This window comes from Mesorhizobium sp. M1423 (assembly GCF_040317575.1).
Lineage (GTDB): Bacteria > Pseudomonadota > Alphaproteobacteria > Rhizobiales > Rhizobiaceae > Mesorhizobium.
Map to the genome: position 1 here is coordinate 1 of NZ_JAMYKU010000050.1, position 18,956 is coordinate 18,956.

14 protein-coding genes and 8 pseudogenes are annotated in these 18,956 nt (G+C 59.5%); 10 read left to right on the forward strand and 12 right to left on the reverse strand.

Features of this window, described 5'->3' with window-relative positions; translation table 11 throughout:
- Both NKG95_RS32980 and NKG95_RS32985 read left to right on the forward strand, forming a co-directional pair.
- Nucleotides 1–681 (forward strand): annotated as a pseudogene (locus tag NKG95_RS32980) (transposase); the annotation flags it as partial.
- A gap of 439 nt (nt 682–1,120) precedes the next feature.
- The gene (locus NKG95_RS32985) at nt 1,121–1,450 is read left to right on the forward strand and encodes a transposase (RefSeq protein ID WP_353043736.1); all 330 of its coding nucleotides are present in this window, start codon (nt 1,121–1,123) and stop codon (nt 1,448–1,450) included.
- Nucleotides 1,451–2,143: 693 nt separating this feature from the next.
- On the opposite strand, the gene NKG95_RS32990 is transcribed toward NKG95_RS32985, so the two are convergent.
- The 5 genes and pseudogenes from NKG95_RS32990 to NKG95_RS33005 all read right to left on the reverse strand — a co-directional run bounded on the left by NKG95_RS32990 (nt 2,144) and on the right by NKG95_RS33005 (nt 3,522).
- Nucleotides 2,144–2,281, reverse strand: coding sequence for a hypothetical protein (locus NKG95_RS32990; RefSeq protein ID WP_353043737.1), 138 nt, complete (start codon nt 2,279–2,281; stop codon nt 2,144–2,146).
- A gap of 139 nt (nt 2,282–2,420) precedes the next feature.
- The gene (locus NKG95_RS32995; protein WP_353043738.1) at nt 2,421–2,636 is read right to left on the reverse strand and encodes a hypothetical protein; all 216 of its coding nucleotides are present in this window, start codon (nt 2,634–2,636) and stop codon (nt 2,421–2,423) included.
- A 77-nt stretch (nt 2,637–2,713) separates the two neighbouring features.
- Nucleotides 2,714–3,103: pseudogene (locus tag NKG95_RS34395) on the reverse strand (hypothetical protein); the annotation flags it as partial.
- Nucleotides 3,104–3,177: 74 nt separating this feature from the next.
- Nucleotides 3,178–3,375: a hypothetical protein gene (locus NKG95_RS33000; RefSeq protein WP_353043739.1), complete on the reverse strand. Its 198-nt coding sequence runs from the start codon at nt 3,373–3,375 to the stop codon at nt 3,178–3,180.
- 21 nt (nt 3,376–3,396) lie between these two features.
- Nucleotides 3,397–3,522, reverse strand: coding sequence for a hypothetical protein (locus NKG95_RS33005; RefSeq protein WP_353043740.1), 126 nt, complete (start codon nt 3,520–3,522; stop codon nt 3,397–3,399).
- A gap of 883 nt (nt 3,523–4,405) precedes the next feature.
- On the opposite strand from NKG95_RS33005, the pseudogene NKG95_RS33015 reads away from it, so the two are divergent.
- Nucleotides 4,406–4,513 (forward strand): annotated as a pseudogene (locus NKG95_RS33015) (helix-turn-helix domain-containing protein); the annotation flags it as partial.
- Between the two features lie 183 nt (nt 4,514–4,696).
- Here NKG95_RS33015 and NKG95_RS33020 read toward each other — a convergent pair.
- The 4 genes from NKG95_RS33020 to NKG95_RS33035 all read right to left on the reverse strand — a co-directional run bounded on the left by NKG95_RS33020 (nt 4,697) and on the right by NKG95_RS33035 (nt 6,399).
- Entirely contained in the window at nt 4,697–5,095 is a 399-nt protein-coding gene (locus NKG95_RS33020) for an aminotransferase class IV (protein WP_353043741.1), read from the reverse strand.
- A complete protein-coding gene (locus NKG95_RS33025) occupies nt 4,978–5,541 on the reverse strand; it encodes an aminotransferase class IV (protein ID WP_353043742.1) in 564 nt (187 codons plus the stop codon). Before NKG95_RS33025 ends, NKG95_RS33020 begins: the two co-directional genes overlap by 118 nt.
- A 293-nt stretch (nt 5,542–5,834) precedes the next feature.
- The gene (locus NKG95_RS33030; RefSeq protein WP_353043743.1) at nt 5,835–6,158 is read right to left on the reverse strand and encodes an Lrp/AsnC family transcriptional regulator; all 324 of its coding nucleotides are present in this window, start codon (nt 6,156–6,158) and stop codon (nt 5,835–5,837) included.
- A complete protein-coding gene (locus NKG95_RS33035) occupies nt 6,067–6,399 on the reverse strand; it encodes an Lrp/AsnC family transcriptional regulator (protein WP_353043744.1) in 333 nt (110 codons plus the stop codon). Before NKG95_RS33035 ends, NKG95_RS33030 begins: the two co-directional genes overlap by 92 nt.
- 605 nt (nt 6,400–7,004) lie before the next feature.
- Here NKG95_RS33035 and NKG95_RS33040 point away from each other — a divergent pair.
- The 4 genes and pseudogenes from NKG95_RS33040 (at nt 7,005) to NKG95_RS33060 (ending at nt 13,575) form a co-directional block, all read left to right on the forward strand.
- Nucleotides 7,005–10,118 carry a WD40/YVTN/BNR-like repeat-containing protein gene (locus NKG95_RS33040; RefSeq protein ID WP_353043745.1) on the forward strand — a complete coding sequence of 1,038 codons (3,114 nt, stop codon included), beginning with the start codon at nt 7,005–7,007 and terminating at the stop codon, nt 10,116–10,118.
- Nucleotides 10,119–10,530: 412 nt separating this feature from the next.
- Nucleotides 10,531–11,718, forward strand: coding sequence for a M20 aminoacylase family protein (locus NKG95_RS33045; RefSeq protein WP_353043746.1), 1,188 nt, complete (start codon nt 10,531–10,533; stop codon nt 11,716–11,718).
- A 235-nt stretch (nt 11,719–11,953) separates the two neighbouring features.
- Nucleotides 11,954–12,567, forward strand: a pseudogene (locus tag NKG95_RS34400) (transposase).
- 84 nt (nt 12,568–12,651) lie between these two features.
- Nucleotides 12,652–13,575 (forward strand): annotated as a pseudogene (locus NKG95_RS33060) (IS481 family transposase).
- Nucleotides 13,576–13,644: 69 nt separating this feature from the next.
- On the opposite strand, the gene NKG95_RS33065 reads toward NKG95_RS33060, so the two are convergent.
- Both NKG95_RS33065 and NKG95_RS33070 read right to left on the reverse strand, forming a co-directional pair.
- Nucleotides 13,645–14,811, reverse strand: coding sequence for an amino acid kinase family protein (locus NKG95_RS33065; protein WP_353043747.1), 1,167 nt, complete (start codon nt 14,809–14,811; stop codon nt 13,645–13,647).
- A 183-nt stretch (nt 14,812–14,994) separates the two neighbouring features.
- Complete coding sequence (locus tag NKG95_RS33070) at nt 14,995–16,230, reverse strand: ATP-grasp domain-containing protein (RefSeq protein ID WP_353043748.1); 1,236 nt, start codon at nt 16,228–16,230, stop codon at nt 14,995–14,997.
- 601 nt (nt 16,231–16,831) lie between these two features.
- Between NKG95_RS33070 and NKG95_RS33075 the strand changes: the two are divergent.
- From NKG95_RS33075 to NKG95_RS33085, 3 pseudogenes are all read left to right on the forward strand, one after another.
- Nucleotides 16,832–17,671, forward strand: a pseudogene (locus NKG95_RS33075) (transposase).
- Nucleotides 17,672–17,810: 139 nt separating this feature from the next.
- A pseudogene (locus NKG95_RS33080) lies at nt 17,811–18,002 on the forward strand (helix-turn-helix domain-containing protein); the annotation flags it as partial.
- A 253-nt stretch (nt 18,003–18,255) separates the two neighbouring features.
- Nucleotides 18,256–18,678: pseudogene (locus NKG95_RS33085) on the forward strand (acyl-homoserine-lactone synthase).
- On the opposite strand, the gene NKG95_RS33090 reads toward NKG95_RS33085, so the two are convergent.
- The coding region (locus NKG95_RS33090) for a hypothetical protein (RefSeq protein ID WP_353043749.1) at nt 18,606–18,956 on the reverse strand (351 nt) is incomplete at its 5' end. The pseudogene NKG95_RS33085 and the gene NKG95_RS33090 sit on opposite strands and share 73 nt — an antisense overlap.

Sequence of the window (18,956 nt, forward strand, 5' to 3'; positions counted from 1 at the left end):
TTCGCGTCCATCGGCAGCATGTGAGCGCCTTTATGCTCAAGCACGGGCGTATCTATCCCGCAAGAAGGGCTGGACGATGCGCTATCTGCGCTGGCTCCAGGAGCAACCGTTCGATCACCCGGCGCATCAGATCACGCTTCAGGAAATGGTCGAAGCGGTGCGCGTCTCGAAAGAGCGGGTCGATCGGCTTGAGGGCGTGATTGAGGAGTTCGTTCCGGCCTGGTCGCTGGCGCCGATCGTGCGGGCGCTCCAGACCCTGAGGGGCGTAGACCTGATTGTTGCGGTGACCTTCGCCACCGAGATTGGCGACGTGCAGCGGTTCGAGAGCCCGCGCCAGCTCATGGGGTATCTCGGCCTCCCTGGAGAGCGATCGACCGGCGAGACAGTCAAACGGGGCGGCATCACCAAAGCTGGCAACGGCCGCGTTCGCCATATGCTGGTCGAGAGCGCATGGACCTACCGGCATCCGCCCAAACTCGGCAAGACGAAGCTGTACCGTCTGGAGCAGGCACCACCGAAGGTGCGGAGATCGCCTGGAAGGCCCAGACCCGGCTGACTGCCCGCTATCGAATGTTGAGTGGACGGGGCAAACGGACAACGGTGGTCCGCACGGCGATCGCCCGTGAACTGGCCGGCTTCATGTGGGCCGTTGCAAGGGAGGCGCAGGCGATCAGGTCGTAGACCGCTGCGATGGCTTTCATCTCGCGCATGGGCGGAGGCGGGGCCCGGCAGGGGAATGCCCGTCAGACGCTTTGTGGCCGGCAAATCGACCGACGCCCGCAGTAAGATAGGAACAGCCCCGGACGCACAATCGGGAATGCGGTAGCCAAACCCGCGCATCAGAGCTTGATCACCGACGTCCTTCAGTTCCGCCTCCATCCATGCGCGACCATCAGAATGATCAGCCTGTCCTCGGACCGGGTGATCTCCTGCGTTCCAAACCTTGACAGCGGACATCAGCGCTGTTCCGTCGGCACCTTTCGCGGATGATCGAGAGGAACGATGTTCGGGGCCTTTGAAGGCTACGACACATGACGATTTCAGAGTTTACGCTTAAATCCAGCGATCCTGAGCCCGCGCGGCGTTTCGAGGTGTTCACGGGTTCCGGTCGGCGGCGAGAATGGTTGCCGGAGGACAAGGCGCGGATCGTGGCGGAAGCTACGATGCCGGCGAGACCGTGAGCGCGGTGGCCCGGCGATATGCACTATCCCCGCAGCAGTTGTTCGCCTGGCGTCGAGCCGCTCGTCTCCCTTTGGCGGAAGCGCTAGCACCGGAGCCGCTGTTTGTTCCCGCGGTGGTCGCAGCGCCGATGTCGGAGCCGGCTGCAGAGCGTCCGCCGAAGCAGCGGAAGCGAAAGACGGCCCGGGATGCAGGCGTGATCGAGTTGGAGATCGACGGCGTCGCTATGCGCGTCGGCCCTGGCGCCGACGCCAGACGGTGGCGGCGGTGATCCGGCGCGCTGAAGGCAACGTCGTGATCGGGCCGACGGGTGCGGTCAAGGTCATGCTGGCGACGAGCCGGTCGACCTCCGCAATATGCGGAGCGCGGGATTATGCGGAGTCTTGGCCGGCGCGAAAGAGTATAATCGCATGGTATCAACACGTTGCTGTCAGTCCAACGGCCTTTTAAGTCAACATAATTAGGTCTTCCCTGAGACGCGCAATGTATCTCAAGGAGAAACAATATGGTCAACACGAAGAGGAAGTCACCGAAGCCAGGCCTAATGGATGCCGGCTCCTGGCTCCATTGATTGCAGAGTTTAGGGCCAGCCTCGAAGCCCTGGGCTATGGCCGGCTGACGATCGGGGGCTATACGGATTCCGCCCGGCACTTCGCAGCCTGGGTTCTCGACGCAGGTCTGCATCTGGGCGACGTCGGCAACGACACGGTCGGTCGCTTCGCCCGTCATCATTGTCAGTGCGCTGGGGTCGGCGATGGGACGGCGTGTCGAAAAAGTATGCGAGCGAGCGGGCAGGTTCATCGCGTTGCTCGTCGAGCGTCGGTTCATCGCGCCGGCGCCGAGCGTCGCGGCGGAGATCGTTCCTCCGCGACAGGGCGTTCGACACGGGGCAGATCGCTCATGTCGATGCGCGCGAAGGTCGCCATCGCCGGGTCGGCATCCAGCTCGCCGGATGGCCCGAAAACTACATGTTCATCGGCGTATGGCAAGGTACGGCGTCGAGGCTTCTGGTTTCCGTTTGCCTCTCCAGTTCCTCATAGGCGCTAGCCATGCCTGTCAGGCCGAGCTCGCGCAGCACATCGATAGTGGGATTGATCTGCATCGTTCGTTGTCTCCTCAATGAAAGTAACCGGGGCCGCGCCGATTGGCGTGCTCCATAACGTCGGCGGGTTCGTTGGAATGCCCTGCGCGCTTTTCCGTGGAGATGAGCGAGGCGATCGTCTTGCAGGTCAGGCCGCCGATCACGATCCCGCGCGCGAAACGGTCTCGGCGCGCTCGCAGCCGATGTCGCGATAAAGTCGCAGGATACCCAGACATGTTCTGAAGCCCTGCTCAGGATGCGGCCGGCTGGCGAGGATGGAGTTGATGAGCCCTTCGGTCTGCGGACCGATCGATGCGCCCCACTGCCGGGAGCGATCCGACGTCCATTCGGTATAGCGGTGGTGCGAGCTCGGCATGTGTGCGGGTCCGTTCCATAGCGCTTGCCGCCATATCGGCGCTGATGCACAGCGATGCGTTCGCCGCGACGGAAGATCTCGATCATCCGTGCTGTCGCCCGGATATAGACCTGTAGGCGGATGAGGCCGTGCGGCACGGAAAAGAAGAAGCTTTTGGAACTCGACATGATAATCCGTCGAGACCCGCGCAAAGCGCCATTCGGCGAACTCCTAATCCTGGGCGGGCAGGCTTGCGAGCGCCGCTCGGTCGACTGCCTCGAAGAGATGTCCGCGGCTGACGCCCAGCCGGCGCATGACATGATTGTTGATGCGCTCCAGCACCTCGGCGATCGCGGCATTGGCCTCAGCGAGCGAGAAGAATGTCTGTTTTTGCGCAGGCGCCGCAGAATGCAGCTTGGGCGAAACGCACGCCGTTCTCGACCTTGGCCACGAGCCAGCAGGACCCCGACGCCATAGTGAGGCGCCATTCTCCCCCAGCTGCGGTTGATCTCGGGATCGTATAAGCTTGCTCGGCTGACGCCGGGCTTCAGACTGTCCGGCACTATCGGGCGGGGCAGCCGTCGAAGAAGGCGAACATCCGCCCATGCGAACCGATCCAGTCCGGCAATGTCTCGGTCCAGGTCGCCTCGGCGAATGTGTCCCTTGAAGCGACGAGAGCGCCGAGGAACGATTCCGCCTCGAGGACTTTGCGGGTCTCGCGATCGACGATCGGCACCTCCTTGCCGGAATAGTCCACCAAGACCTTGTCGCCGGCAGCATACTACTGCCGCATCGTCGGCGAAAGGCGCTGCTCGAAGCCGCGGAACAGCTCACAGAAACGGAACAGCCATAACCACCGCCGCGATGGGACGCTGCGATATTCCTCCCAGAAGATCAGCAGCGTCACGCCGGGCTTGAGCTCGACGGAGAGTTCAGCCCAGCTCGGCTCTTCACGTCGGCCCTACTTGACGCCAGCACGGCCGAAAAGCCGATGCTCCAGAGCATCGTCCGTCAGTTCTCCTGGTGCGGCCAGATCAATCCAGCAGCCTTTGCCCGATCCAGGTTACCATGCACCGTATTTCGGGCGATCTCGAGCACCACCGCAATCTCGCTTACGCTTGTCCCGCCGGTAGAGAGCCGCAGCATCTGTCATATATGTCGCATGGTCAGCCTTCTCTTTGACGGCATGCAAATCCGCTCGTGAATACAGAGAAGCTTCATGCCAAGGTTGCTGACCCAAAGGCATCGACAGGACGGAAAAAGGTCCGGTAGTTGTCGAGTGCACCCCCAGACTGAGACACAGAAAATCGCGGACAGTCCCGTGTTAAGCTTGCGCGTGCGCCGCGGCAATCAACGTGAGAGCGCGTATTGCCGCACGTAACGGTGCTCCCAGAGATTCGAGCGTTGCCTCGTCTATTTTGCTCCGGCCTCCTTCGCGAGCGCCACTGCGCTTCAGTGTGGCCTGGTGATCTCCTGGAACGGCGGCTCCTTGTTCAAGGAGCCAAACAGCAACGCGTCTGCCTGCTCGCTGCGCCAGACCTTCGGCCGGCGCTGAAGTGATCGAAGCAGTTTGTCCGGGTGATCGCCCGCGATACTCCGCCTTGCAGTCGTCACAGAAGTTCACTGCCGTTCGTCATGGTATCATCAGGCGGTGAGTATTGCCCGATTGTGGGCATCGAAAGTTCACTATTTGGCGCTGCTGCCGCCGGTTCCGGGACGCGGCCCGGGGCTGGCGGCTTTCGCTCCGGGGTCGATACCGTTCCGGTCTTTGCGGGACGGGAACGGCGCTGGTGGTCCAACCCGGAGAACTTCCGGTGATATTGGATCTACACCGTCAGGGCCTGTCCATGACCGCGATCGCCCGACGAATGGGGCGCGATGCCGAAGTGATACATGAGGCCTGCTCACCCGAGCGAACGTTCCCGAAAGGCGGGAAAGCACAGGCCAACGACGGACGGGATCAGCCATACGTCACAGGGGTGGACCAGGTTGGATCGGCGTGCTTCTTCCAATAGAGATCCATCAATTGCCTGGTGATTGCGCCGACTTTACTATCCCCCACTGCGGATCGTCGATCTTGGTCACGGGCATGATCCCGCCAGCAGTAGAGGTGATAAAGACCTCGTCTGCCGCCTTGAGTTCCCGACGCGCGACATCACCGACACTAACGGGGAGGGCGAGCTCGTCGCAAAGGTCGATTCCGTCTGGCGCGTGATGCCGGGGAGGACACCGTAGGCCGGCGTGCGAAGTCGGCCATCCTTGACGGTGAAGACGTTGAAACCTGGGCCTTCGGCAATGTTATCGTTGGTATCGACGATGAGGGCCAGCTCCGCACCGCGGTCACAGGCATCAAACAGGCCCTTCACCAGATCGAGCCAATGGTAGTTCTTGATGGAAGGGTCAATGGATTTTGGAGTGATACGCACCGTGTCGCTGACCGCGATGTGAAGGCCACGCTCCAACTGTTCCTTGTTGGCCACCGACCCGAAGGGCACCGCGAAGGCAATGAAACGGTTTTCCGCCTCGCGCGGGTCGCGGCTGAAGGTCGGGACGCACCGCGCGTGCAGATCATCTCAACATAAGCGCACTTGTGGCCGGACAGAGCTACGCAGTTGGCAAGAATGCCCTCGATCTCTCCGCAGCTGTAAGGGAGCTTCGTACGTAGACGCCGCATACCTCGGAAGAACCGATCGAGGTGGAGATTGAGCCTGAAGAATCGGCCATCCCACACGTGAACCGTATCATAGGTGGCGTCCGAGTGCAGAAACCCCAATCCAGGACGGAGATCTTGGCTTCCGACATCGGCAAGTACTGCCCGTCCAGGAAAGCCACTCCGAGGGATAGGATCGACGATCCCGGTGATGCTGCTCGACGGTAGGTAGAGCCTTACGGATTCGGTCGGGACGAGTGTCATCTTTTCCTCCATGCCCCGCAAGACCAAGGATTAACCACCTAGTCAGCCTCGGAGCCCTCGCCGCAAGCGCTCGCAAGCTTGGCAAGTTCGTTGGCTCAAATAATTGTGAGGCCCTCGACCCTACCCCGGCCGCGCGCAGTGGCGTGCAGGTCGGCGCCCCTTAGATCCTGACAGCCACATCAGTTTAGCTGCATGGATTTGATCGCAGACTGCTCGCGTGGGATGTGATCAAAGTTGTCAGACGCGCGCAACGCGCGCTTCAAAAACCAGCAGGAAGTGATGGAAACGGATCAACCGAACAATGGCTATATCAAAAGCAAGGCTCGAATTTCACGCGGTCCAAAGGTAATCATGCTTTTGAATTTGCGTACGTTTTGGTTCGTGTAGAGCTTTGTCTTGACGAAAACGTCGAAAGCCTCCACCTCCTCAACCGCCACGACAAGTACGAAGTCCGCATCGCCCGTTACCATATAGCACTGTGTCACCTCCCGTGCCGCGCGCATGGCTCGCTTGAAATCGTCGACCAAATCCAGTCGCTCACGGTCGAGCTCTACTGTGACAACGACGGTGAGAGATTTGCCGAGCGCCCTTGGATCCACCAGGGAGATATCGGCAATTATGAATGCCATCGGCCCGCAACCGATTGACCCGGCGCATGCACGAAGCTGCCGAGGAACCAACAAGATCCGCGATCTCCGCAAACGACAAGCGGTTGTTCTTCTGGAGTGTGCCGAGAATCCGTCGATCGAGATCGTCTATCACGGTCCTGCTATTCAGACACAGCCATTTGCAATAGCCATTTGGATTGTTTATAGCAACAATGCCAAGGGCACGCGACCTAATCCTTTCATTTCGCGGCGATGCGCCCATTTCAGAGACGTGGCAGATTCGTCCAGAATCTTTCGTTGCTGCCGTTCTCTGGCGGGGACACCACAGGCTTCAGCCTGCCTGCCGTTTCTCATGCCCGTCTTCTTGCCGGCACCAAGCGCCCGTTGCGGCGATCGAAGTTGGACGGACCAAGTTCGTCAGAAGGGCTAACACGTTTCACTCCGAAGAGCTTTCTGGCGCATTTGTTTCAGCGATCCCTGTTAATTGGCGCCAAACTGGCACTCCCATGTAACATCTTCCCCAACGACGGTCACGATTCGGTTGCATTCAACATTGGGAATGATTGGCTCGAGCGCTGTCGTTGCCTGAGCACGCGCTCAGTTGCCAGGAGGACCGTGGTACGACCGGCAAATTTAGCAATGGCTGTTGCATGACAACTGAAGGACTCGCGTCTGACGTGCAAGCCCAGGAAGCGAAACGGTTTCGGCGATGCCAATGCCCCAATCGCCTCAACGCGTTCCAGCGCTGATTGCAATAAGATAAAGATCGGGGATGCTGAGATGCCGACGGAGATGGGTGTGAGCGATCCGAGGGACTTGGCGGCTCTCAGGTGGCGCTGCATCGGTCCGACCAGAGGCGGTCGCGTTGTGGCGGTCGCTGGCGACGCAAATGACGCAATGGTGTTCTATTTTGGCGCCTGCGCAGGCGGGGTGTGGAAGACGATCGACGGTGGCGTTTATTGGCGCTGCATATCCGACGGTTACTTCGCGAGCGCAAGTGTCGGTGCGTTGGAGGTTGCCCGCTCCGACTCCAACGTCATCTATGCCGGCATGGGCGAAACAACGATCCGGGGCGACGTCTCTTACGGCGACGGCGTTTACAGGTCGAGTGATGCAGGTCGCAGTTGGACCCATCTCGGTCTGAAAGAGACCAGGCATATCGGCAAGATTTGCATTCATCCACAGGATCCCGACCTTGTCTTTGTCGCGGCGCTTGGGGATGCGTTTGGGCCGAACGAAGAACGCGGCTTATTTCGCTCCAAGGACGGAGGTAAGAATTGGCAGAAAATCCTTTATCGCGGTCCCGACGCCGGCGCAGTCGACATCTCAATGGATCCCAACAATCCGCGCATCCTTTTTGCCACGACCTGGCAGACTCGGCGGAACTTCTGGAGCCTGAACAGCGGCGGGCCTGGAAGCGGACTGTTCCGGACGCTTGACGGGGGCGATAGCTGGGAGGAGTTGTCCGAACGGAACGGACTGCCAAATGGTCTGCTCGGGAAGCTCGGTGTTTCAGTCTCCGAAGCGCAATCCGGGAGAGTCTACGCGCTCATTGAGGCAGAAGGCGACAAGATTGGGCTTTATCGCACGGATGATTATGGTGACAATTGGATCCAGGTCTCGCAGAACCGCGATCTGATGCATCGGCCTTTCTACTACACCCATGTTTTCGCCGACCCTGGCCACGCCGAAACGGTTTATGTTAACAATTTACAAATGTGGAAGTCGACTGACGGTGGGTTGAGCTTCACAGAAGTGACGACCCCCCACGACGACAACCACGCTCTCTGGATCGACCCGGCTGATCCCAAGCGGATGATTCAGGGCAATGATGGCGGCGCCTGCGTAACCTTTAATGGTGGTAAGACCTGGTCGTCGATCTACAACCAAGCGACGGCGCAGTTCTATCGCATTGACGTCGATGACCAATACCCGTACCGCGTCTACGGGACCCAGCAGGACAATACCGCGATCTCGGTTCCAAGCGCTTCGGAGTGGGGTCTCATTCCATTGAGCGACTGCACCTATCCTGGCACCGGCGAGAGTGGATTCATCGCGGTCGACCCCAAAGATCCCGATATCGTGTATTGCGGCGCGGTCGGCTCAAGTCCCGGCAGCACATCATCTCTGCAACGTTACGACCATCGCACCCGTCAGATTCGCGTAGTCAACGTCTGGCCGGAATACACGGTCAGTATGGCGCCAAAGGACATGCGCTACCGCTTTGGCTGGACTTTTCCGATCTCTTTCTCACCCCACGATCTGAAGACGATTTACGCTGGCGGCAATCGCGTCTTCCGAAGCGTCAACGAAGGATCGAGTTGGACGGTGATCTCGCCCGATCTGAGCCTCAACGACCCGGCTCGACAGGACTATTCGGGGGGTGCCTTGACCCGCGACAACTCCGGCGTGGAGGTGCATGCGACATGCGCCTCGCTCGTGGAGTCTCGACACCGCAAGGGCGAGATCTGGGCGTCCACGGATGACGGTCTGGTTCAAGTGACAAGGGACGAGGGAGTTCAATGGAGCAACGTCACACCCGAGGGCATGCCCGCACTCGCCTATGTTGGGTGCCTCGAAATCTCCCCGCACGAAGCAGAAACCGTTTATGTCGCCGCGACGCGATACAAACTTTCCGATTACCGGCCCTATCTGTTCCGCACCAAGGACGGGGGCAAGAGCTGGCAATCGATCAACGGCGACTTCCCGGCTGACGAAATCACCCGTGTGTTGCGCGCCGATCCGGTGCGTCCAGGATTGCTTTTCGTCGGCACTGAAACCGGAGTTTTCTTCAGCCTGGATGACGGTGCCCATTGGTCGCGCATGGTCGGCGGCTTGCCCGTGGTCCCGATCTACGATCTCAAGATAAAGGGAAGCGATCTTATTGCCGGCACCCATGGCCGGTCCTTCTGGATTCTCGATGACATGACGCCGCTGCGTGAACTGGACTCAGATCAGAAAGATGTGAAGTTGATCAACCCACGCGCAACAGTTCGGACCAAGCTCGCGTGGGTCGCTGGGCAGGGTTTTTCCAAGGTCGGCATCTCGAAGGCTGGGATAGGGTATCAGACTTGGGGAATCGGCGCCGCGACAGAGGTCGTGGAGTTGGAGTGCGGACAGATCGGTCGCCGCTACCTCGACTGCGGTGAGAATCCGCCGGATGGGGCGATTGTCTACTACTGGTTGACCAGCGAAGCGGAACACCCGATCCAACTTACTTTCCAGGACGCGGCTGGAAGCGTCATCGCGAACTTCTCGAGCGATAATAAAGACTTGCCGCTTCACGCTAAGCCACCCACTAAGGCTGGGCTCAACCGCTTCGTGTGGGATCTCAGATACGTGGGACCAGCCAAGCTGGACCGGTCGCTGGAGACCCGAAAGTACAAGCCTCTCGCGCCCGACACCGAGGACCCAAGCGGCCCTGCTGTCGTTCCAGGTAGCTACAAAGTCCAGCTTCAAACTGGCGGCGCGGATCAAACGGTGAGCTTCTCCGTCGTCAAGGATCCCCGCATAACTACGACTGAGAAGGAGTTCACCGAGCAATCCGCGCTCTTGCAAGAGCTGTTCAGCACGCTTTCGGCACTCAACCAGACCCTCAATCACATTCGGCTAGTTAAGCGACTGATTACGGATGTGCAGAAGCGGCTCGGTGATAGCACGCCACTTGGGGAGCGTGCACAAGCATTGGCCGAACAGCTTGAAGCAATCGAAGGAGCACTGATCGACATCAAGCAGGAGACGCCGCGCGACCAAGAGCGTAACCCGCCTGGCTTAAAGGATAAGCTGGTCGATCTCATCAGCGTGGTGGCTGTCGCCGACGAGGCGCCGACACTCCCAGCCCGCCAGGTTGCCGACGAGATCATGTCGAAGGTCGAACAGGAGATCCAAAAGTTTGGCGTGCTTATGGACGATAGGGCCGCGGCGCTCAACATCGCCCTCAGGAGTGCCGGCGTCGAGCCCATAGGGTTCGGTAGGGCGTAGGACGCTGACGAAATGCCGATATCTTATTCATCTCAGGAAGGAGAAATACATGGATTTTATTGAGCAGATTTTCGGCGTAGCTCCAGATGGGGGCGACGGTACCACCGAATTGCTCTACATTGCAGTCGCGCTCGTGGTCGTAGCGATGGGGGTCGCTCGCCGGTGGTTCCGCCGACGCGCGAGCCCGGGGCGCCGGTAGCTGTCGTCTGGGATAGATGTCTTTACAGTATCGGCCTAACCAGCTTCGCACCGCCGGCGTCAAAAGTGTGGCGCTGAGCCAGGCGGATGTGCCGTTCTTACCAACAACGACAAATAGCTCTCGTCGACAGAGCGAACAAAGTCGGATTGTAAAACCACGCTCGAGACGGCTTCCTGTCCGTCTGGCAGAATTGATTTGAAAGGCAAACAGAGCATGACCAGCATTGAAACCTTCCGAGGGTTGCAGAACGAAGTGACTGAGTGGCGTCGGTATCTCCACGAAAATCCGGAGCTGGACTACCGGTTGGAGAACACTGCAAGGTTTGTGGCCGAAAAACTGGCTTCATTCGGCATCAATCACATCGAGACGGGCATCGCTGAAACCGGCATCGTGGCGCTCATTCAAGGCCAAGGGGGAGAAGGACCTACTATTGGTTTGAGGGCGGATATGGATGCGCTGCCCATCATTGAAGAAACCAATGCGCCGTGGTCGTCGAAGAACCCTGGAATTATGCACGCATGCGGTCATGACGGCCATACGGCTATGCTGCTGGGCGCTGCGAAATATCTAGCTTCTACACGTAACTTCAAAGGAACCGTCGCGCTTATTTTCCAGCCGGCGGAAGAGGTGGAATTGCCTTCGGGCGCTTTGAAAATGGTCCAAGAAGGTATCATGGATCGGTTCGGCATATCCGAAGTCTATGGAATGCACATTCATCCCGGGGTTAAGCTTGGTGGGTTTGGTATTCGTACCGGCGCTGCCATGGGTTCACAGGATGATTTTGACATAATTGTAAAGGGAAAAGGAGGGCATCCAGCAGACCCCCATCTTACTGTTGATCCGGTTGCGATAGCGGCACATATCATACTCGGTCTCCAATCGTTGATTTCTCGGCAGACTGATCCTCGAGAAACACTAACTTTGTCCGTGACCAAGCTGAGCGCTGCTGACGCTTATAATGTTATTCCCGATCATGTCGTGATTTCGGGCACTGTCAGAGCCTTGGGAGCAAGCCTGCAAGACTTCGCTGAAAAGCAGATTCCTGCCATCGCGACTGGAATAGCCCAAGGGTTTGGCGCGACAATTGAATTCAAATACATGCGCTCAGTGCCGGCAACCTTCAACTACGCGGAGCAAACCAAGCTAGCAGTCGCGGCAGCACGCGATCTCGTCGGAGACGTGTCGGTGAACGATGCCGTTCGGGTGGAAGTCGGCGCCGAGGACTTCTCCTATATGCTTGAGCAGCGGCCGGGAGCTTATATCTTCCTTGGCAATGGACCGAGCTCGGATTTTCATCATCCGAAATTTGATTTCAATGATGAAGCATTGCCTTACGGCATTGGGTGGTGGGTTAGTCTCGTGGAGACCATTCTGCCCTGCGGACCTGCAGCACAGCAATGATCGTGTCCCGCGAGGTGGTGTAACTGAACGGTAGCGAAGCCGCTCGCGAGCGGGCCCTCAACAGCGCCATAGCGAGCGAGCGGCGCAGCGGTGGTCATCGATGTTCTTCCGTTAGGGGCGGGTTGCTGATTCGAATGAAGCACCGATGACATTATGGACCTGCGCGCGCCCGTGGAGATGACCCCGATGCCGATCTCCTGCGCGAGATAATGATCGGCTTTCCGCTGAGCGGCTGATGGAGCTGGAGGTGGGCGCCGCGACCGGCGCCGCCTATGGCGAGAAGAACCCACTGCGGCTCGGCCAGCGCAACGGCTACCGCGACCGGGACTGGGGGACGCGGGCCGGCACGGTCGAGCTGCGAATCCCGAAGCTCAGGAAGGCAAGCTACTCCCGGGTTTCCTCGAACCGCGCCGCATGGCCGAGAAGGCGCTTACCGCCGCCATCCAGGAAGTTTATGTGCATGGCATCTCGACCCGGTCGGTTGACGACCGGGTCGTGGCCATGGGGATTAGCGGCATCTCCAAGAGCCAGGTCTCCGCGGCGGTGCGAGGAGATCGACGGCAAGGTGAAGGCCTTCCTCGAGCGGCCCATCGAGGGCGATTGGCCATACCTGCTCCGGCGCGCATCTTGATCTATGTGATCTTCGGCGAGCATGGTTCGCGCTGCTGCATGCACAACGGTGTGGCGGCAGTCACCCGCCAGCCAGCTGGTCCCGACATTATCTGGCGCGAGGGGCGAACTTTGCCCATGACGTCGCATGACCGCTTAAGCGGCGCAAAAAACGCCGCCGCCGCTAATAACCTCAACGACGGAACCGTAGCCTCCGCACGCCGAAATCCAGGTAGCTAGATGGGAGCTTTCAGAGGGTTGTCCATTCGGACCGGACCGAGGAGACTGGAGTTACCAGGCTTCAGCACTCACCGGAGGGTCCGAATGAACATCCACAAGAATGCCCGTCTCACGCCGCTGCGTCGAGAGGAGATGGCGCTGTCGGTCATTGAGGGGCGTCTTCCCAAGCCCATGCGGCGCGCGTCCACGGCGTGTCGGCCAAGATCGTGGCGCGCTGGGTCGAGCGCTACAAGGCCGAGGGCAGCAAAGGCATGATCGATCGTTCCTCGCGACCTGCCCGTATGCCACAGGCCACCGCCACGTCGATCGCCGAGTGTATCGTGGCGCTGCGGCGGCGGCGTTGGACCGGCAGTCACATCGCCATGGAGGTCGGCGTCTCGCCCGCTACCGTCAGCCGGGTTCTCAAGCGCGCCGGGCTGTCGCGGCTGAGTGATATCGAGCCGGCCGAACCGGTCCGCGCTACGAGCGCGAGCACCCCGGCGAGATGATCCATATCGACATCAAGAAGCTCGGCAGCGATCCGCAAAAGGGCAAGTCGCGCGGCGCCGGCTGGGAGTTCGTCCATGTCTGCATCGACGACGCCTCCCGCATCGCCTTCTCGCAAATCCTGCCCGACGAGAAAAAGGAAAGCGCCATCGCCTTCCTCAAGGCGGCGGTCGCCTATTACGCCAGCCTCGGCGTTGCGATAGCCCGCGTCATGACCGACAACGGCTCCTGCTACAAGTCGAAGGCCTTCGCCAAGGCCTGCCGCGATCTCGGCCTCAAGCATGTCACGACAAGGCCCTATACACCCAAGACCAACGGCAAGGCTGAGCGCTTCATCCAGACCGCGCTCAGGGAGTGGGCCTACGCCATTGCCTACCCGACCGTCCGACCCACCGCGCCGCCGAACTGCCGGTCTGGCTGCACAGATACAATTGGCATCGCCCCCACGGCAGCTTAAAGTCAAAACCACCCATCAGTCGCCTCGCCTTAACCGAGGACAACCTGTTGAGGCTCCACAGCTAGAGGGGACCAGTTGAAAGGTGAACAGGCATCCAGAGTTGAATGGTTGAATGGAGCCGTATGGCCGAACGATTACCGCGGATTTCCCGGCGTATTATTTGCGCCAAAGAGCAGCGAACTATAGGCCGAGGGCTGTCCAGCCATCCTCGACCCAAACGGTTCGCTAGCCGCTGCAGGATACATTCGTTCGTGGATTTGGCGCGCCAGGGAAATGGCGCGTTCATAATCGCCGTGCAAGTGCACACGCAACGCGGAAGAATCGAGCTCTGTCACGGCGGACCTTGATCCAATGGGGACGGAGGGAGTGTTCGTGCGCGCGACAAGCCGCAGGGCAAAATCGATGTCGCTTACAATGCATATGCCCAGGCCGTGGCTGTCCTCGACGCGGATCGCGTTGATCTCGTGTCGAGCAAGAAGCGCGCAAAGGTTGTCGCATTCTTGAAGGCTGGCGCACGATAACACCGGGGCGTCGCGAGCCACTGTCACGGAACAGGCATTTCCATGGTCTGTTACAAAAGTGCCCGCGACGGCTCCGTCGCTGGTGAGCGATTTGCAAACAATGGTGACCCCGTGCTTTTCGGCGTAGTCCACCGCCCTGTGGTGCAGTACCTTTGCGCCATGTCGCGACATCTGTAGGATCGTCCGATAGGCAATCTCCGGAATCAGTTGTGCTCCTGGGACAAGATAGGGGTCTGCTGTATAGATGCCCGGAACATCCGAGTAGATTTCGCAAGCGTGCTCCCCCAACATGGACGCGATTACGACTGCTGTCAGGTCAGAGCTGTTTCTGCCGAGCATCGTTAACCTGCCGGATTGGTCAATTGCCTGGGCGCCCGCAGCAATGACAACGTCATGCTCCTGAAACGCTGCAATAGTTGGCTTAGGATCTACGCTGTCGATTGACGCGCGACCGAAGTCTGAATTGGTACGTATCCCGAGGGAATAAGCGTTCAAGGACATTACGGGAATCCCCAACCGGCTGACGGCGGCCTCCAAGAGGCAGGTACTGAGCATCTCTCCGGTTGCGAGTGCCGCATCGAGGTTCGATGGTGATGCTTGCTTGTTGACGTCGAGCATGACTGCTTTCAGGTTGCCAGTGGTGCCCGACATCGCGCTCACCACGGCAACGATTTTGTTTTTGCCAGCCGCCACTCGGTCGGCTATGTGCGCAGCAACTCGACCGTAGTCTTTGGGATGCAGAAAAGAAGAGCCGCCGAATTTCAGAACCGTCACGCTCATGTTCCACCAATCGCGTTGTTAGCATTGCAGCTGTGCGAGGATGCCAGAGGGGTCGAACCCTCACTTCACTTGACAACCCGGGCCTGCTCTGAGACCGCCATTCTCGCCGCCTGATCCGCAGCGCACTGGTATCCATGCGCCCAATTCAGCTCCTGCGAAACCGGCAGGTCCCGCAGGTTGCCGCTATTTGCCAACGTTCGGAAATGGTGCGATCGACCAATCGATTAAATCGGCAGCACGCTGAAGGATCGCCTCAGTTCTAGCAGGGCAGGGTGAAGCGGCGATGACATGTCCGATATGGTCACGGTAATCGCCTTTCCTGACGATCGGCGTCTTAGATTCAACATAGAATTTGACATCGGCTACACCTGGTACGGCAGCCGCCCGACTGTCGCCGCCGATCCAATCGAGGATGCCATTGCGATCAGGAACCAGGAGCCGCGCGGCAGCGGTGTGCGAATGCTTTCTGCGTAAATCCCATTCTTCACCAATGGCAAGCTTGATGTGCTCGGTGATGAGATCGATACCGTAAGCCAGCTGAACCAGCTGAGGAATGGGCGTACCACCAAGACGCGGATTGACTTCAATGACGACTGGGCCACGCTTCGTCCACCGGAATTCAATGCAGGTTGGTCCCCAGCCAAGACCGAGAGCTCGAAGACAGCTCAGCGAAACATCGGCGATACGCTTATGCTCGTCATCAGTCAGCGGGGCCGAAAAGGTAAACTGATGAAAAACGAAATGCGGTGGGGGATGCAAGTCGGCGGCTTCAATCCCAATGACCTCATTCCCCATTATATGAGCAGTATATTGGGGGCCTTGTGCAAATTCTTCTACCAGTATCCTCGGCGAAGACGGCCAAATGTGGCTCCCGCTCAATAGATAGGTCGTATGCTCGGCCACCTCATCAACGTTGCGGCACAATCGGACGCCGACGCTGCCGCTGCCCACCGCTGGCTTAACTATCACCGGCAGTCCGATCTCCGCGGCAGCATCCTCTACCTCCCCTGCATTAGCAGCCAAACGAAAAGCAGGGATGGGAACGCCCGCCTCCGCGAGGAGCTGACGTTGAGTGTACTTGTCGCAGCACCGTTCAATCGAATCAGGGTTCGGTCCCGGTAGATCGAAATGCCGGCAGACCTTACCAGCCGTCACACAGGCCGACTCGTCGGCGCGCGAAAACCCGGCAATGCCAGCAATCTCATAGGTCGCGCTGAGTCGGGAACATTCGCGAATCAGCGATCCCAGGCTGTCTGTATCGACACTGATTGCCTCAATGCTTTCCGCTGCAAGATATTCGTACTGACCTGGATCGGCCGACAGGGTAATTGGATGAAGACCAAGACGTTGGGCCGCCTGGATGTATTGCAGACCCATAAGTTTATGACCTTCAACCAGAATGAATGCTCTTCTTGACACTGGCTGATGACTCCGATGTTCGCGCTGCACGGCGTCTGAGCGTCAAACGGCATCCAGGTGTTTATCCGGGCCTGACCTCAAACTTAGCGCTGAAAGATACCATCATCAGCGATCGGCAATCGCAAAGGTTTGTAAAATGTAGTTGAAGGATCTGTTGCGAGTTTTTGGTATCGACCATGTGGCACGGACCCTCTCGAAAAATATCGGAAAGGACGCCAGTTTTGACCGTCAATGATCATGCTTTCGCATGAGCCTATCAGGGCCTGCGGGATCTTGAAGAGGTGATGGCTGAGAGGTTGGTTCTTTGGCAATCCTGACTGCGGTGACCCGTGTGAATCAGTCCTGGTCGCATCCCCCAGGTGGTGTAGGTCGGTGTTTTGAGGCCGCTCCCGAGCGTGCCGCTAGTGGCGCCGTAGCGAGTAAGCCGCTTGCGATGGTCATCGACAGTTCGCCGGTAAGGTCGGATTGCTGACACCAACCTGATTCGAAGGAACCATCGATGATCGACGACATGATGAGCCTGCGCGCGCTCATGGAGAAGACTCCGGATCCGATCTCTTGCGCGAGATGATCAGCTTTGCCGCCGAGCGACTGAGGGAAGTTGGAGGTTGGGGCCGGCACCGGCACCGGCACCGCCTATGGCGAGAAGAACCCTCTGCGGCTGGCGCAGCACAACGGCTACCGCGAGCGGGACTGGGAGACGCGGGCCGGCACCGTCGAGCTGCGCATACCGAAGCTGCGCAACGGGAGCTACTTCCCGGGCTTTCTGGAGCCGCGGCGTATGGGGGAGAAGGCTCTCTACCGCCGTCATCCAGGAGGCCCACGTCCAGGGCATCTCGACACGCTCGGTCAACGACCTGGTCAAGGCGAGGGCTTGGGCGGCATTTCGAAGAGCCAGGTCAGCCGGCTGTGCGAAGAGATCGGCGGCAAGGTGAAGGCCTTCCTCGAACGACCCATCGGGCGCGACTGGCCATACCTGTGGACGCCACCCACCTGAAGATGCGTCGCGGCGGGCGCATCGTCTCGGTCGCCGTCATCATTGCCGTCGGCGTCAACGTGGACGGCCGGCGCGAGGTGCTGGGCATGGCGATCGGCACCTCGGAGGACGGAGTTTTTGCGCAAGCTGACCCGCCGCGGCCTCAGGGGCGTCAAGCTCGTCGTCTCTGACGCGCACGAGGGCCTCAAGGCTACCGTCACCAAGGTCCTGTCGGCGACATGGCAGCGCTGCCGCGTCCACCTCATGAGGAACGTGCTGGCCGCCGGCAAGAGCGGGCGCCGCGTCGCCTCAGCGACACCCGAGGCCGCGTCCGTACAATGGCGCGCTGTCGCCGACCAGATCCGGCCGAAGGTGCCGAAGCTGGAGACAACGACGCCGAGCCCGACGTGCTGGCCCTACATGACCTTCCCGAAGGAACATCGCGCCAAGCTGCACTCGACGTAAGATCAATTGAGAACGGGCGCGATCTCTTGTGCGGCACAGCGCGTCGAGGCGGGCTCTGGGATGCTCACGCACCTCGTCGAGCGAGGCAGAATGCTCTCTCGCCCGTCGGTCTTCCCTTGAAAATCCGCGAACCGGAGATTTGACGGTGCGCGAATACGAGTGCCTGCAATGGGTAGGACGTGGCAAGACGGCCTGGGAGATCGGCTGCATCCTTGGGATCACGCAGCGCACGGCCGCGTTTCATCTCGATAACGCCGGCAGGAAGCTCGGTGTAAGGACCAGTAACCAGTTGGTTGCGCATCTCGCCAGTTCGAAATCCTCGCATCGCTAACATTCTCGCCTGTGCAACTGCACAGGCAGCGCAAGCGTGAAGCTTCGCCTCCAATACCGGGGAGATTTTCCCCTGCGAGGAGGCCTTTGATGATCCTACTGATTGTACCAGACCTGCACGAGGACTTTGCCGACGACCTGCATGCAATGCATCGCCTGCGTTACCGCGTCTTCAAGGAGAGGCTTGACTGGGAGGTGCGAAGAAATGGCGTTACGAGATCGATTCCTTTGACGCGTTGAGGCCTCACTACCTGTTGCTGCGCGGTTTCGAGGACCGGGTAGAAGGTTGCGTGTGCCTTTTGCCGTCCACCGGCTCGACGATGCTTCGCGAGACATTCCCGTGCTGTTGGAGGGGAAGACGGCGCCTGAGCATCCGAACATATGGGAAAGCAGCCGCTTCGCGCTGACATTGCTTCGTCCCCGCCGAAGGGAGTGGGCGGCATTGCGACCGCACCTTCGAACTGTTCGCCGGCATGATCGAGTTTGGCCTCTCGCCCCAGCTCGGCCAAGTCGTAACCGTCACCGACTTGCGCATGGAGCGCATCGTTCGTCGTGCGGGCTGGCCGCTTGAGCGAGGCTACCTCCAAGTTTCAGCGTCGATGCTTCAGGTGGTGCCGCGAAACGGTAGCATTGGCGGCCCGGTGCTGTGGGCGCCGGTGCTTCGTCGGGTGGCATGATCACGCGATGACGGCGAGCAGGGAAGTACGGTGTGTCCATATCTGTCGCGCCAGATGCCGATCAGCACTGGCAGGATTACTCCTCCTATGACTGCGTCGCTCATTTGATCTTGCTTGGCTGGGCCTGAGAGTTCTTGATCGCTACTCGGCATTTCAGCGTGATCTGCTTGCTGCGCTATGTGGGCTCGATCGAATGTCGCGAGCCGCGGAATGCGATTGAGGACGATGCGCAGAATGCGTTGGTCGGGGCAGGATGTCGGCAGGTGCAGGCGGATTTG

Coding starts and splice junctions, on each gene's coding strand:
- NKG95_RS33045 (WP_353043746.1), top strand. CDS start 10,531: ATGACCAGCATTGAAACCTTCCGAGGGTTGCAGAACGAAGTGACTGAG.
- NKG95_RS33025 (WP_353043742.1), bottom strand. CDS start 5,541: ATGGAGGAAAAGATGACACTCGTCCCGACCGAATCCGTAAGGCTCTAC.
- NKG95_RS33065 (WP_353043747.1), bottom strand. CDS start 14,811: ATGAGCGTGACGGTTCTGAAATTCGGCGGCTCTTCTTTTCTGCATCCC.
- NKG95_RS32990 (WP_353043737.1), bottom strand. CDS start 2,281: ATGCAGATCAATCCCACTATCGATGTGCTGCGCGAGCTCGGCCTGACA.
- NKG95_RS32995 (WP_353043738.1), bottom strand. CDS start 2,636: ATGCCGAGCTCGCACCACCGCTATACCGAATGGACGTCGGATCGCTCC.
- NKG95_RS32985 (WP_353043736.1), top strand. CDS start 1,121: ATGGTTGCCGGAGGACAAGGCGCGGATCGTGGCGGAAGCTACGATGCC.
- NKG95_RS33035 (WP_353043744.1), bottom strand. CDS start 6,399: ATGGGCGCATCGCCGCGAAATGAAAGGATTAGGTCGCGTGCCCTTGGC.
- NKG95_RS33030 (WP_353043743.1), bottom strand. CDS start 6,158: ATGGCATTCATAATTGCCGATATCTCCCTGGTGGATCCAAGGGCGCTC.